Origin of the sequence: Azotosporobacter soli (assembly GCF_030542965.1) — a bacterium.
Lineage (GTDB): Bacteria > Bacillota > Negativicutes > SG130 > SG130 > Azotosporobacter > Azotosporobacter soli.
Window position 1 is genome coordinate 242892 of the sequence record NZ_JAUAOA010000002.1, and the last position, 14727, is coordinate 257618.

The following is a 14727-nucleotide window of genomic DNA, read 5'->3' on the forward strand; positions in this document are numbered from 1 at the left end:
CCTCGTTATTGATTCAAATCATAAAACTTTTTCATCACAATATTCTTCAAATCCACTCGCTTAAGGGTTTCTTTTATCATGACAGACGCTTTTCCTGTCCCATAGGGCGATATTGCACCATCAACAATTGTCTTGAATTCCGGTGACAGCGCCTTAGTAATCGCTTGCACAACGTTTGCGGTTTCTTCAGAACAATCGACTATCGACGCAGCTTTTAGACGTCCATTTTGTCGACTGCCGATATTGATTGTAGGTTTTTTCAAAAAAGGAACTTCCAAGAGACCGCTTGATGAATTCCCCATGACTGCATCTACATGAGCGATTGTGCTCAAATATCGCAATTGCCCAAGCGAAGCAAATAACTTTGCCCGCTGCGGATTTTCAGCGCAATATCCTTCCAAGATCTGATTAACTGCCCGTCCCGCCGCATCAGAGTTCGCTTTAGTGAAAATTATTCTCGCGTCCGGAAAACAGTCCAAAGCAGCCAGAATTTTCTTCAATTGTTCTTCTGGCGTTATTTCTTCCAGTGTGGCCGGATGGTAAGTGAACAAAAAATTAATTGCCCCAAAAGTGAAATCCAGTTCTTTTTCTAGCTTCGCTTTATCAATTAACTTTAATTTCATAATATTATCCAAACCTGGCGTTCCTACATTAAAAACATGTTTCGGATTTTCTCCCAATTGAAGAATCCGTTTGCAGTACGCCTCCGCCGCCGCAAAATGCAACTGCGCCATCTTGGTGATCGCATGGCGGATCGATTCATCTATCGCCCCTTCAGTGACTTCGCCGCCATGAATATGCGCCAAGGGAATTTTTGCAATCATCGCGGCCTGCGCTGCCGCCAAAATTTCATAACGGTCACCCAAAACAACCACCACATCGGGTTTTAGTCGAGCTAAGCTTTCCGCAAACCCAATGACCCCTAGTCCAATCGATTTGGCTATACCGACAGGCGTATCGCTCGAGAGCAGCATTTCAATCTTTTCATTAATAAGAAAACCGTCTTTTTCAATCTCCTGGTATGTCAGACCGAACTCCGGCGAGAGATGCATCCCCGTTACAATAAGCTGCAACTGTAATTCTTCATCCGCCTCGATTTCCTTCATCAGCCAATACAAGAGCCCATATTCGGCTCTCGTACCAGTGACCACGCAAATTTTACGCAAAACGCTCACCACGCTTCATAGGTTTACACTGCTCGGTATGTTGATCAAGCTTGCCGCGATCCGTTCGGCGACTGGGCAGTCCATGCGCGGAAAAGAGCTAAACATCGGCAACGTATACATCAGATCCCACGCCGGACGCGCCATGATGCCGCGCTCATGCGCAAGCGTCAGCAGCGCATCGCGCTTTGCGCTAAATTCCGTTTGCAATAAGATGGCATTCAACCAGTAATTGCTGGTACAATGTTCCGACTCGCTGACAAACGTAACACCGCTGATCTTTGCAAAAGCAGCCTGATAACGCGCAGCCAAATTCCGCTTTTTCGCTAAGAATTGCGGCAGCGTTTCCAATTGCGCACAGCCTAGCGCCGCGTTGATATTCGGCAAACGATAATTATAGCCGACCATATCATGGCGGAATTCCCATTGATGCGGCAGCTTGGCCTGCGTCGTCAAATGCTTGGCCAGCCTGCCCAGTTCCGGGTCATTGGTCAAGATCGCACCGCCGCCGCCGGTCGTGATCACCTTGTTGCCGTTAAAACTGAGCGCAGTCACCCGTCCCCAGTTTCCGGTGTGCTTTCCTTTATAATAGGAACCCAGTGACTCCGCGGCATCCTCAATCAATTCCAGCGAGAATTCTTCGCAGACCGCAACCAAGCCTTCCAGATCGACCGGATGGCCGAAAGTATGCATCGGCACGACCGCTTTGATGCGTCGTCCCGTCTTTTTGTTAAAGCAGCCTTCCGCCTTCACTTCGGCGATCTCGCTCAAATAGCGACGCAGCTTCTTCGCGTCCACGCCGAGTGTGTTCATTTCACTGTCGATGAAATGCGGCACCGCGCCGCAATAACTCACTGCATTCGCGGTCGCAATGAACGTCAGCGCCGGCATCAGGACTTCATCGCCTTGCTCGACGCCGACCAGCTTCAGGCAGATGTGAAGCGCGGCGGTGCCGTTAACCACGGCAACGGCCCGTTTCACGCCGGTAAACTCCGCTAGTTTTTCTTCGAACAAATCGACATATTTGCCCACGGACGATACCCAACGCGTATCGATGCATTCTTTGACATACTGCCACTCATTGCCTGCGAACAAGGGCTCATGCAAAGGGACGATCGCGCTATCCGTCTCGATCACGGAGCGGATCGTTTCTACAATTTCATTCAAGTTAATGCTTTCCGCTGCATTTTTCATATGTTATACACATCTGCCTTATATTGTTTTAGGTTCGCCTTGTCGGTGAACCACTCGACCGTTTCCTGTAAGCCCCGTTTAAAGCCGTCCCGCCCACCGTAAGCCGGTTCCCAACCAAGCAGAGCCTTCGCTTTTTTATTCTCCGCCCACAAACGTTCCACTTCACTCTTTTCCGGACGCAGGCGGTTTTCATCGGTTTCGATTTCAATCGATGCGCCCATCACTTCGGCAATCAGCTTGACCGTATCGCCGATTGAGATTTCATAATTGCTGCCGATATTGATTACTTCGCCGACGGCCTTTTCCGCTTCCGCGACCGCGATAAAACCGCGCACCGTATCTTTCACATAATTGAAATCACGTGTCGGCGTGATCGAGCCCAGTTTTATCCTGCGCTTGCCGTTGGCGATCTGCGTGATGATCGTCGGGATGACCGCCCTGGCCGACTGCCGCGGTCCGTAGGTATTGAACGGACGGATGATCGCCACCGGCGTGTTGAACGAATTGTAAAACGACATCGCGATTTGATCCGCGCCGATCTTGCTCGCCGAATACGGCGACTGGCCCTGCAACGGATGTTCCTCGGTGATCGGCACAAAGCGTGCCGTACCGTATACTTCGCTGGTCGAGGTGTGCACCACCTTTTCCACGCCCAGTTCGCGCGCCGCCTGTACGACGTTCAACGTGCCTTTGATATTGGTATCCACATAGGTATCCGGCGAATGATAGGAATAAGGAATGGCGATCAGCGCAGCCAGATGCAACACGATATCGCAGCCCTTCATCGCGGTCTTGACGCCGTAGGGGTCGCGGATGTCGCCGGAAAACACGTCCAAACTGTCTTTGACCTCTTGCGCTGCATGATCCAGCCAGCCCCATGAATTAAAAGAATTATAAAGGGTAAAGGCTTTTACGGAATGCCCTCGACGAACTAATTCTTCAGTCAGATGGGAGCCGATAAAACCATCTGCCCCGGTTATTAAAATACGTTTTTCTTTTTTTTGCATTGGGATTCTTGCCCCCTTTGTTTAACGATCTCATCCCTAATACTTATGTCAATAAATCAGATAAAGGCACTTTGAGTTCAGTGCCTACTTTTTTATCGTATTCTTTTCTTCAATTGTTAAGTCATTCAATAAGAAAACAGCAAACCCTGTTTCAAGATCCAGTAAGATGAACTTGCTTACGCAATCTCCTTACTGATAATTTCTGAAACATGGTTCACTGCAAACATTCCTTATTTTTCGTTGTTCTCCACTTCCCACCGTATTCCAACGTCCTTAAGATTTACCTTTTCAATTTCAAAATGCTTACGCAATCGCTGCTGATGTCCGACGGTGTGTGAATATCGATCAGGAACCGCGACTCGTTTGAACTTTATGCCGCAGCCGCTCTCAGCAATTACTTCGGCGACTGCACTGCCAAGTCCTCCGATTATGCTGTGTTCCTCTAATGTTATTATCGGCTTTCCGGCTCTGATCAATGTATTGATCTTTTCAATATCCAGCGGCTTAATCGTGTGCATTGAGATAAGTTCTGCATTTATTCCTTTTGCTGACCATTCGCAAACCCATTGTCGCCCTTGCTCTAGCATATTGCTAGTGGTGATCAGAGCTAAATCCTCTCCGTGCGTCACGCTGATTGCTTTTCCTAGCGTTATTTCTGTGTCAGCTTCATGAATGTTAACTTCTCCATTTTTCGCCAGACGAATAAACATCGGGCCTTGATGGTGAAAACTTTCCTTCGTCAATGCTTCTACTTCGATCGGATCACCAGGGCAGCACACCGTCATATTCGGTAACACTCTCATAATGGCAATGTCCTCCAGCGCATGGTGCGTTGCACCTTGCGCTCCATAAGAAAACCCGGCGCCAACACCAACCAGTCTAATGTTTGTATTCATGTAAGCAGCCTCAAGTCTGATCTGCTCGTAGCAACGCATCGTGATGAAAGGAATTATACTATAGACATATACTTTATATCCGGATAAAGCCAATCCTGCGGCAACGCCAATCGCATTTTGCTCCGCTATACCTACATTAAGAAAGCGACTGGGAAATTCCTCACGAAACGTCTCCAATACCGAAAATCCAAGATCCGGCGTAATTACAAATATACTGTCATCGACCCTTGCCTGCTCTATTAATGTTTTTATAAATGTATTTCTCATCATAACCCATCCAATTCGCGAATTGACTGTTCCAATTGCTCTTCATTTGGCGATTTATAGTGCCATTCCAATTTGTCTTCCATAAAAGACACGCCATTGCCTTTTACCGTATGGGCGATAATAACTTTCGGCCCTTTCTGCGGTTTCAGCAGCGCTTCTTCAATCTCACGTAGATTATGTCCGTTAATTTCACAGGCTTCCCATAAAAATTCTTGCCACCTGCGCTTAATATTTTCTTGTTGAATAATTTCGTTCGTTCGTCCAAAACCTTGTAACTTGTTATAGTCCACAATTACAAGCAAATTGTCCAGGTTAATATTGGGTGCAAGCATAATTGCCTCCCACACCGATCCCTCATTGCACTCACCATCACCTAAAAGGACGATAATCCTGCCGGGATTATTCTGCAGTTTATTGGCGAGCGCCATCCCCACGCCAATCGACAGCCCATGACCAAGTGAACCTGATGACACTTCTACGCCGGGAATAGCCTCTTTATCTAAATGACCTGGCAATTTGCCATTATCCGTGTAAAATTCTTCAAGTATTTTTTCGGCAAAGAACCCTCTTTCTGCCAGTGTCGCATATAAAGCAGCGCTGGCGTGACCTTTGCTTAAAATGAATTTATCCCGCTCTGAAAATTGCGGATTTCTCACATCAATTTTCATTATTTTAAAATAAAGTACATACAAAATATCCACAATAGATAGACAACTTCCAACGTGCGATGCTTTAGAAACATGCGTCATCTTCACTACATTTTTTTTAATATTTATTAACTTGCTATTTTTTTTTTCACACATGCGCTAGCGCTCCTCTATAAATCTGCTCCATTCAAAACCTTATTATTTCCGGTTTGTCTTTAAAGCACAAGATATCACCACGATAACCATACTCATTTCTAATAACATTAACAATCTCATCCTGATATGAAATCGCCATGACGATTATCAAATCACTTTCATTCACCTTAGTACTTGTCGGTTGCGTAATTTCTTCAATGCAATTGACAATATATTTTCCCTGTTTATTTACATCTGAATCAAACACATATCTGAATTTTACTGTTTCCGCAAATGCCGTCATTATCGATTGCGCCTTTAACCCGGCTCCCCAAACAGAAACTACAGGATACTTGTGTAAACACTGCTTGATCAAGTTATAATCGTCATCTCTTTTGCATTTCAATTTGACTGCCTCATTGCTTTTTCTGATAAATATTTCCAAATAATCCCCGTCAAAATTTTCCTGCAACAGCAGTATATCAAACCCGCTGTCAATAACCATTTTACACAAACTTAACGGTGTGAAATAATTTATATGATCTGAAAACAGATCGTAATATCGACCTTGTGCTACTATCTTTTGCATGTTGGGCACTTCAATCAAGCCAACTGCTTCCGTGTCTATTTTTGAATGTATTATTTGTAAAATTTTTGCCGGATCATCCAAATGTTCAAAGACTTGTCGAGCGGCAAACGCGTCAATTTCCCCCTCAAATTTTGTCTCCTCTGATAGATATTCATTAATTATTGTTAAGCCACGCGCAGTGCATATTTCATAAAACGGTTTAGATGGTTCAACGCCCACCACCTTCTCAAAATGCTGCGCTGCTTTCGCTAAAAAATGACCATCACCACAGCCGACTTCAATGAACTGTCTTTTTTGCTTAGCATAGCCAGCCAATTTTTGCGCTTGCTCACTTTGCAAATTATGCATCTTTGATGAGAATCCGGTAGAAATGATGTATTCATCATAGTTGTTTTCATTGATATAAGGGATCTGAAAATGGCCGCACGCCTCACAGTTAAACAGATTCACATCTACGCCTTCCGATAAAATCGGCTCTGAATGAAGCTTCGATGGTTCTATTACAATATTGGAAAACGTTTCATATAGTGCCGCCTGTTTCCCGCAAATTCTGCATTTCATTTTTCTCCCCCCTGTACTACACTTCGCAAATATCGGATCAACTCGGCTACGCCTGTTGCAATATCTGTTTTAGGTCGCCAGCCACTGTCTCTTGTAAGTTTTTCAATATTCGCCTCCAGATACATAACCTGATCCGGTCGATAAGCGACTTCCCCAAATCCAAGTTCTAATTCAGGATCAATCAAGTCACGCACAAGCTCTACAACGCTTCTGATTGTCTGACTTTTTCCCGAACCAAGATTATAGATTCCCGTTACTTTTTCCGTTATACCTAGCAGCCAAAATGCTTCGGCAGCATCCACCACCTGAAGATAATCCCATAGCTGCTCGCCTAACGTCAGCATCGGCTTCTCCCTGCCTAACAATTTTTTTATCACATCCGGCAAAAGCCATCCTTCGTTATCACCCACGCCATACGTGCTAAATATCCTTACCCAAACGACGTCTAACCCTAGTTGTTCTCCAACCAGTCGAGACATTCTGCAAGTTGCAAGTTTTGCTTCTCCATATAAGGTTGTCGGTTGCGTCGGATCCGTTTCTGCAATGCGACAATGCAACGTTCCATACTCCGCCTGTGAGCCGGCACCGATCCACTTGACACAGCCTAATTCTTTTGCTGCTTTTAGCGTATCAAGTGAAAGTTTTATATTTTCCACTTGTTTAAAATCATTTCGCTCCTTATTCCCTACGCCTTTCCATGCCAAGTGATAGAAAATTTGCGGTTTAAAATCTGCTAATTTTTTTGACCACTCCGCAACATCATCAAGGTCTGCTCCAATAATGGTCAACTTGCTATCATTCGGCAGGCGACTTAAATTAGGAGAATTTTTACGCACTATCGCAGCGACTTCCCCCCCTTGCGCAAGTATATGTTTTACAAGATACGAGCCGATAAATCCGGTCGCGCCGGTAACGACTACTCTCATTGAAGATCTTTCTTGCTTCATATTACCTCCAACAGCGAGATGATCTCCCTCGGTGCGTTGGGTAGCGCCAGTACGGCAGTACGGATTTCATCGATATAACCAAAACTAAATACAAGCAGCACGTCAACGGGGTTTATCCCCAGTTCTTCTGGCGCCACGATTGGCAGATGTGTCTTCGGCATAAACTTACCTTGAAAATTTTTATTTTGATCGCAAACATATTCCAACCTAGATGCCGATTGCATCGCTGCCAGCGTCATCACGCCTCGACCTCCGGCGCCATAACCCGCGATTTTCTTTCCTTGCTTCCAATAGCCTTCAACTAAATCATCTAACCTGTCGATTGCATGTGTAAGTTCATCGGCAAATATTGCATGTCGGTTCAAATCATATCCGTCATTGTCGTCAATCGGCATAGCCTTTGCTGCATGGACAGATTCAAACGGCGCCGCCACAACCAACAGCGAATTGCCGCGTCGATCCTCTTCTGGCAGGATCTCATGCGTCACTATGAGAAAACCTGCTTTATACAAGACTTTTTTCATCGTCTCCAGTGATAGGTAAACGGAATGTTCATGCTCAAACAGACAATACTCATGTCGCTCCATTATTTTATCAAGATCGTGCACTTCCATAATCAATAGTCCTGTTTGCGGATTAATGATTTGCTTAGCCGCCTTGAGAAAACTCATCGGCTCCGGTATATGATCAAATGTATAGGTAAGAAGCAAAACGTCTGCAGGACGATATTCTTGCGGTATATATTCTATTGACTGCTCAGTAAACAGTCCCTGATAGACAGGAACGCCAATTGCCTCACTCACGTCGCATAAAGCAGCTGATGGTTCATAACCGTAGACTTTCACTCCCAACTCTTTAAAACAAGCTAGCTGTGCGCCATCTCCCGATCCGATTTCCACGCAGATCGCCCCTTCTTGCAACTGAAACGTATCAACAACGGCTTTTGCGAGTTTCTTCATAAAATCCGTCGCCTTTGCCGACCCGGCGACCGAATAATTATAATCCAAGTAATACTGACCATAGTCTATGTCGTGAAGAATTTGCGAAGCATGGCAGTCCGAACATACATATACGTCAATATCAAATAAAAATTCCGACGCAAAATTGTCCGGCAAAAGTAGTTGGTCCGTCAAAGGCATTTGCGGCAAGTGAACCCACTTTATTACGTTCTTCGAGCCGCATATCCGACAATTCTTCCGTTCATGAACCTCTATATTAGCCATACCTTTCCTCCTCACAAAATTCATTTTATGTTAAAAACCTATTCCTTCACATACTCTTCTATTTGCTTTAAGGTTATTTCTCGCATATCTTCGTTCCCTAAATAGGCAGTATTCCATACGATAATTCTATCCAAACCCGTCTCTAAACTCCATTTCGGATTCCACGCAAGACGATGTTTTGCTTTGGAAATGTCCAATTTCAAATAATTGGCCTCATGAGGCTGTTCTCCTGTATTCACCTCATAGCTTGCCCCGTCGCCCCATTTGCGGCATAAGGTTTCAACAATCCATTCGACTGATTTTGCATCCGTATCATTGGGGCCAAAATTCCAGCCCTCCGCAAATTCCATTCCCGTCTCATAAAGCTCCCGGGCCAACAGCAGATAACCTCCAAGCGGTTCTACAACATGCTGCCATGGCCGTATCGCCCTTGGATTTCTGATGCCGATTTTCTCTCCATTTATCAAGGAGCGAATACAATCGGGGATCAATCGATCTTTTGCCCAATCGCCGCCACCGATCACATTGCCGGCTCTCGCCGATGCCACTGCGGTTCCATGTTTAGCATACTCTTTAGCGTTGAAAAATGAATCACGGTATGAGGCCGTTATCAATTCCGAACAACTTTTGCTATTTGAATACGGGTCGTAACCGCCCATCGGTTCATTCTCACGGTAACCCCACGGCCATTCTTTATTTTCATAGCACTTATCGGTCGTGACATTGACAACCGCTTTGACCGAATTGCATTTTCGCACAGCCTCAAATAGATTCACCGTACCCATCACATTAATTTCATAGGTTTCCGCCGGATTCAGATAAGACTCTCTCACCAATGGCTGAGCCGCCATATGGATGACAATCTCCGGCTGCGCTTTCAGCATTTCTGCTTGCACTTTTTCCCGATCCCGAATGTCTCCGATTATTGATGTAACAAGTTCATGTATCCGGCATAACGTAAATAGGGCTGGGTCGGTCGGCGGATTCAAAGCATATCCCGTCACTTCCGCCCCCAGCATATGCAGCCAAAGACTCAGCCATGAGCCTTTGAATCCCGTATGCCCAGTAATAAATACTTTTTTTCCGCTCCAGAAGTCCTTACTCATCTTCATAAAGATTCTTCACCACAATTTCCATGGCGCTTTTTTATTCCGCCATAACTCTTCCAATGCATCTTTGTCACGTACTGTGTCCATTGGTTGCCAGAATCCGTCATGCTTGTATGCGACCAATTGATTATCCTTCGCCAGATTTTCCATCGGTGAACGCTCGAATATCGTGCTGTCTCCTTCGATATAGTCAAAAATTTCCGGTTCTAAAACGAAGAATCCCGCATTGATCCAACCGCCGTCCCCTTGAGGCTTTTCTTGAAAGCCAGCCACCGTATTCTCTGCAGTTATATCCAATGCCCCAAAGCGGCCTGACGGCTGAACCGAAGTGACCGTCGCACGTTTGCCGTGAGCCTTGTGATATTGAACCAGACTTTTAATATCTACATCACTGACGCCATCGCCATAAGTCAACATGAATGTCTCATTTCCAATATACGGCTGCGCTCTTTTCACCCGCCCCCCAGTCATCGTCTCAATTCCAGTATTCACCAAAGTCACTTTCCACGGCTCGGCTTGATGGTTATGAATAAACTGCTGGTTAGACATCGTAAAATCAAAAGTAATGTCTGCTTCATGCAAAAAATAATGTGCAAAATATTCCTTGATGCAATAGCCCTTATAACCAAGGCAGATCACAAAATCATTAAATCCATAATGCGAATACAGTTTCATAATATGCCAAAGAATCGGGCGATGTCCTATCTCAATCATCGGTTTGGGCTTCAAATGAGATTCTTCGCTTATACGTGTGCCAAACCCGCCTGCTAAAATAACAACCTTCATATTCCTAGCCCTGCACCTTTCTTATTGATTTCACCATACTGCCCATGAAAATCAAGCCAGAATCTTTCACACGCCACTTTCAAAGCACTGGCAAGTCGGCTCTTGGCGCGAGCATCCGTAATTAATGCAGCAACTGACTTCAAACAATAATAATATGCATACCTTGTAAGCAGGCATAAATCGCGCCGTTTTTGATAATTCGGTCCGTTTACCAAAATGATTAAGCGTATTGTCTTACAACACAATTTCAAGTATATATCCGTTTTTTTAAATTCGTTCTTCTCGCCCATCATCGTCAGCACATCTTCCGCCATTTCCAAGAACTGTGTATGCTGTTCCAATCGACTCTCAAAGGAATAGACGGAACTTATTTCGGCTGCAGCAACATCCTCGCTTTGAAACTCCGCTTCTGCTCCTTCGATGCACAAGATGTCACCCAATATTTTATCTTTCCCCACAGTACACAATAATGCCTCGAGGTATAAATGCGGATACGCAACATATTCATCCACTTTATCCAGATATTTATCATACAATTTATGTGCAATAATAAGATCCCTGTTGTAAATGCCCGCCGAAAAATAGTTGAAATGAAACGCAGCATTTAACAACGATTCATAACCTGCTGCAAATTCATAATCTTCTAACCTTCCTTGCATATTCGGCCCCTGAACGGAACCGTGTAAAATCGCTACGTCCTCCGCAGTGCGCAAAACTTTCAGCAGTCGCGGAATCGCTTCCAAATTAACAAAATCTTCGTCACTGATCAAATAGACGAATTTCCCCTGCGCCCGTTCAATCGCCAAAAGGATATTCGCGGCAACTCTAAGATTGATTTCATTTTTGTAATATTTAAGCCGAACATCATCAATTTGGCTAAGTTCCTTATATTTTCCATCTTCATCCGCTGACCCGTTGTCACTTACAACAATCTCCACTTCTTCGCTACATTTCAACTTTAAGATATGCTTTACGTTGTCTAACGCATGTTGTCCACGATTCCACGTCGGAATGGCAATGCTCAGCAAGATCTTTTGCTGGCTTGGCCTCCACGCTAACTGCGTCAGGAATTTTCTTACATCGCTTTTGTTCTCAATAACCGGGCATGAAAAAGAAACATCTAGCTCTTTATTTTTTTCACCGATTATGCGTTGGGAAAATTCTATGAATCTCGTATATATATCCTCTTTGTCAGCATTCACCAAACACTTCGGTAAAGCACCTTGACCGGCAAACTCTTTGACAAAATCCACCAGATTAAAAATCATTTTTACGTTTGCATTTTGAATGATCGGCGTAAAATCGACAATCTGACAGTATGCCAAAAACTCTTCTACCGGATCATACACCAAGCAAAGCGAATCTTTTTGCTGCTTGCTAATATGTTTTTCTATTTCTTTTACATGGTAAAGATTTTTGAAGAGCAGCGTCGGCCTTCTCTCACTGAGAAATCTATCGCCAAAACAATCCTCAATCTGTATCGCACCGGCAAATTCGCGCTTTCGTTTATCAAAAATATAGAATTTTGTTTCCGACACTGGAACAAACTGAAGCGGGAGATCTTCAAATGAAATCTTTCCCAATTCCGGATAAGCCTTTTGCAATGCCTTTTGATTTTTCTCATAAGCTTCACGAAAAGTCGGGATGTTAGGTAGATAACAAGCATCACTTAACAGTTTTAATACCTGTTCTTTTTTATGCGCCTTATTATAGGCCTTAATAAACATTTGAACGGCTTCATCATATTCTTTACTTTGAAACAGGCACACGCCCAGTTCATAAAAAACGTCTCCATGCCTCCTTCGCCAATCATCAACCATTAATATATTTTGATAAACTTCTTGCGCTTTATGCAATTCTCCTTTCAAAGCAAACTCCTGTGCTGCTTTCATCTTAGCATTAAATTCGGCCATCATCGCACCTCTTCAACTTTGCTCGATTTCATCGTTTTCTCTCACATTCACATTTGCACAAACTTTAGCCGCCTGGTTTTATGACGCATCATTATTCAATAGTGATGTTCAATGTCTTCTCGCCCCGGTATTCTTGTGTCAAATTTTTCAGAAGATCTAAATATTTCCCCAATTCAAGCGTATTTCCGATGAAGACCTTCAAATCTTTTTCTGCGGTATCGCGCCAGTTTTTAGCGTCAATTCCACTGGCAAACAGTCGCAGTTTAAAGGTATCGGCAAATTCCGGGTGAATTACCTGTTGGTAAAACGCTTGTCCATTCATCAACGCGAATGTTTTACTTATTTTATCCATTCCTTTTATAATTTGCTTATTGCCGCCATTTGCTACAACCAATTGCAAGGTCTTGCTAATATCTCTGCAGTTTTTTTCATTCAACTCGATCAGCTCTTCCAACTGCTCATACATATTATCAACTGCACTCTTCAGCTGATTTTTTTTCAACGGCAAATTTCTTTTTTCAACCGCTATCCGTTCAGCAATTTCTCTCTCAAATTCGTATGTAGTTGTCAAATATTCGGCTTCTACCTCTGCCAGCGATTTATGCAGCATGCCCTCTATTTTTAACCCACCTTCAGTCGCATTGATAACTGTTGCGGCTGTCGCGTCTCTTTTATGCATTTCCAGTATTTTTTCAAACACCAGCTTCATGCCCAAGAATAAACGATCCGTATACACTTTCTCACCAAATTGATTGACTGTTTCAACTTCCTCATTAACATATTTATCATCAAATTCGCCGTCCCAGGCGCCATGTGCGTGCATTCGCCCCTCGGTATAGCATAAATCCTGTCCAAGCAGAATAATCGTAGAACATTTTAACTGCTGCAGCATATCCATCGCTACATTCGCCACGGAAAATCCGCTTCTAACAGTTAGGCATTGCCACTCCGCCTTTTCAAACAGATAATTGGGTAATAGATGTCCAGTCAAAGACATATGGATTTTAGGCCCCTGATAATTTTCGATCATTGGATGATACGCATAACCGCTATAAATCAATGGACATTTTTCCGTAGCGACATTCTTGAAGATCAATTCATTTTCCTTCACGCCGTCAATCGCAACCCTAAAATGAGGCGTGATTCCGTGACTCTCCAAAATAGAGATCGAACTGCCCACCGCAATAATCAAAGCCTTTTCTTTTAAACGCTCTAAGAGGCCAATATTCTTGCCCAACGATGGCCCCGCCGACACAATAATAGCTGGTCTTCCTTCAAATACGCCGCGCATTTCGCTAACATCAATTTCAGCCTGTCGCAAATTGCGCCAAAAATTAATCAGCCACAGTACTCTGAATGAATCCTGCGTCGTTTTATTGACATGGTAAAAGCGCAGTGCTTTCAAAGCTTGCCGAACCAGTCCCCTATAGTACTCCCCATAGGCCACCTGATACGCAAACAAAGACACCACACTATTATAATATTCGATCGCATCGGAAGTGATCAGCAGCTCTTCAATCTTTTTTTCTGCGTCTTCCAGCGTATAATTTATTAAGAAAGTAACTTTTTTAAACGGCGTGAAACTAGCGGAAAAATCGTTTTCCGCCAAAAATCGTTCCAGCACAGTTCCATGCGGCTCAACAATTAGCAAATGTTCCAAGCGAGGATAATGTTTTTCTATATAATGCAAAATTGAACCGTCATCCAAACCAAATATAATTAACCGCGTCACACGGTCAGGCACGTCACGAAACATCTCTTTGAATTCCCGTTCTCGGTTGTAAATACTGTGTAGAAATAACCGACGCCCATCTATGCACAACTGAAGTGCATCATGCTCTCCGTCATATTCAATTTCTCCCGGCATAGCACTCTTTGAAATAATGGCATTCGCCATCAGGCTCGATTGCTTGCGAATAATCTCCATGTTTTTCGCCAGTAACGACATTGTTATTTGCCTCCCTCTTTCACAAATGGCAGCAACTGATACTCCAATAAATCCGCAACCAATAAATAATCCTGATTGGCAAACGCCTTCAAGACCGATTCCAACAAAGCAACCAATTGCATTTGTCTTTCTTCCGTTAAACAAGCACTCCAAGAACCCAACGCATCAGCAATTTTTGCAAAATGCTCTCCTAACTCCGTCAATTCGCCTGAAAAAAGAGCCTCTTGAAAGGCAGTTATGGTTTCTAGAATATTGTTCTCTCTCACAGCAATATCTTCCTTCCTCAAACCCATATAGATAAGGCCAGAGACAAATAGCCTCTGGCCTTAAACCATTTTCGGT

At 43.9% G+C, this 14727-nt stretch carries 13 protein-coding genes; all 13 read right to left on the reverse strand.

Going from position 1 to position 14727, the window contains the following annotated elements; genetic code table 11:
• Positions 1–5: 5 nt before the first annotated feature.
• Positions 6–1175, reverse strand: a complete 1170-nt coding sequence (neuC, locus tag QTL79_RS03085; protein WP_346353469.1) for a UDP-N-acetylglucosamine 2-epimerase — start codon at positions 1173–1175, stop codon at positions 6–8.
• 6 nt (positions 1176–1181) lie between these two features.
• Positions 1182–2357: a LegC family aminotransferase gene (locus QTL79_RS03090; RefSeq protein ID WP_346353470.1), complete on the reverse strand. Its 1176-nt coding sequence runs from the start codon at positions 2355–2357 to the stop codon at positions 1182–1184.
• Positions 2354–3364 carry an NAD-dependent 4,6-dehydratase LegB gene (locus tag QTL79_RS03095; RefSeq protein WP_346353471.1) on the reverse strand — a complete coding sequence of 337 codons (1011 nt, stop codon included), beginning with the start codon at positions 3362–3364 and terminating at the stop codon, positions 2354–2356. The genes QTL79_RS03090 and QTL79_RS03095 overlap by 4 nt, the downstream gene beginning before the upstream one ends.
• A 230-nt stretch (positions 3365–3594) precedes the next feature.
• Complete coding sequence (locus QTL79_RS03100; protein ID WP_346353472.1) at positions 3595–4530, reverse strand: transketolase family protein; 936 nt, start codon at positions 4528–4530, stop codon at positions 3595–3597.
• On the reverse strand, positions 4527–5330 hold the full coding sequence (locus tag QTL79_RS03105) for a transketolase (RefSeq protein WP_346353473.1): 804 nt from the start codon (positions 5328–5330) through the stop codon (positions 4527–4529). Before QTL79_RS03105 ends, QTL79_RS03100 begins: the two co-directional genes overlap by 4 nt.
• A gap of 31 nt (positions 5331–5361) precedes the next feature.
• Entirely contained in the window at positions 5362–6459 is a 1098-nt protein-coding gene (locus QTL79_RS03110; RefSeq protein WP_346353474.1) for a class I SAM-dependent methyltransferase, read from the reverse strand.
• Positions 6456–7406, reverse strand: coding sequence for an NAD-dependent epimerase/dehydratase family protein (locus tag QTL79_RS03115; protein WP_346353475.1), 951 nt, complete (start codon positions 7404–7406; stop codon positions 6456–6458). The genes QTL79_RS03110 and QTL79_RS03115 overlap by 4 nt, the downstream gene beginning before the upstream one ends.
• Positions 7403–8629: a class I SAM-dependent methyltransferase gene (locus QTL79_RS03120; RefSeq protein WP_346353476.1), complete on the reverse strand. Its 1227-nt coding sequence runs from the start codon at positions 8627–8629 to the stop codon at positions 7403–7405. Before QTL79_RS03120 ends, QTL79_RS03115 begins: the two co-directional genes overlap by 4 nt.
• Positions 8630–8667: 38 nt before the next feature.
• On the reverse strand, positions 8668–9741 hold the full coding sequence (rfbG, locus tag QTL79_RS03125; RefSeq protein WP_346353477.1) for a CDP-glucose 4,6-dehydratase: 1074 nt from the start codon (positions 9739–9741) through the stop codon (positions 8668–8670).
• Between the two features lie 9 nt (positions 9742–9750).
• Positions 9751–10524, reverse strand: a complete 774-nt coding sequence (gene rfbF, locus QTL79_RS03130; RefSeq protein WP_346353478.1) for a glucose-1-phosphate cytidylyltransferase — start codon at positions 10522–10524, stop codon at positions 9751–9753.
• Positions 10521–12440 carry a glycosyltransferase gene (locus QTL79_RS03135; protein ID WP_346353479.1) on the reverse strand — a complete coding sequence of 640 codons (1920 nt, stop codon included), beginning with the start codon at positions 12438–12440 and terminating at the stop codon, positions 10521–10523. The genes rfbF and QTL79_RS03135 overlap by 4 nt, the downstream gene beginning before the upstream one ends.
• 88 nt (positions 12441–12528) lie before the next feature.
• Complete coding sequence (locus tag QTL79_RS03140; protein ID WP_346353480.1) at positions 12529–14385, reverse strand: motility associated factor glycosyltransferase family protein; 1857 nt, start codon at positions 14383–14385, stop codon at positions 12529–12531.
• 2 nt (positions 14386–14387) lie between these two features.
• A complete protein-coding gene (locus QTL79_RS03145) occupies positions 14388–14651 on the reverse strand; it encodes a DUF8042 domain-containing protein (RefSeq protein ID WP_346353481.1) in 264 nt (87 codons plus the stop codon).
• Between the last annotated feature and the right edge of the window lie 76 nt (positions 14652–14727).

Coding starts and splice junctions, on each gene's coding strand:
- QTL79_RS03090 (WP_346353470.1), bottom strand. CDS start 2,357: ATGAAAAATGCAGCGGAAAGCATTAACTTGAATGAAATTGTAGAAACG.
- QTL79_RS03095 (WP_346353471.1), bottom strand. CDS start 3,364: ATGCAAAAAAAAGAAAAACGTATTTTAATAACCGGGGCAGATGGTTTT.
- QTL79_RS03100 (WP_346353472.1), bottom strand. CDS start 4,530: ATGATGAGAAATACATTTATAAAAACATTAATAGAGCAGGCAAGGGTC.
- QTL79_RS03105 (WP_346353473.1), bottom strand. CDS start 5,330: ATGTGTGAAAAAAAAAATAGCAAGTTAATAAATATTAAAAAAAATGTA.
- QTL79_RS03110 (WP_346353474.1), bottom strand. CDS start 6,459: ATGAAATGCAGAATTTGCGGGAAACAGGCGGCACTATATGAAACGTTT.
- QTL79_RS03115 (WP_346353475.1), bottom strand. CDS start 7,406: ATGAAGCAAGAAAGATCTTCAATGAGAGTAGTCGTTACCGGCGCGACC.
- QTL79_RS03120 (WP_346353476.1), bottom strand. CDS start 8,629: ATGGCTAATATAGAGGTTCATGAACGGAAGAATTGTCGGATATGCGGC.
- rfbG (WP_346353477.1), bottom strand. CDS start 9,741: ATGAAGATGAGTAAGGACTTCTGGAGCGGAAAAAAAGTATTTATTACT.
- rfbF (WP_346353478.1), bottom strand. CDS start 10,524: ATGAAGGTTGTTATTTTAGCAGGCGGGTTTGGCACACGTATAAGCGAA.
- QTL79_RS03135 (WP_346353479.1), bottom strand. CDS start 12,440: ATGATGGCCGAATTTAATGCTAAGATGAAAGCAGCACAGGAGTTTGCT.
- QTL79_RS03140 (WP_346353480.1), bottom strand. CDS start 14,385: ATGTCGTTACTGGCGAAAAACATGGAGATTATTCGCAAGCAATCGAGC.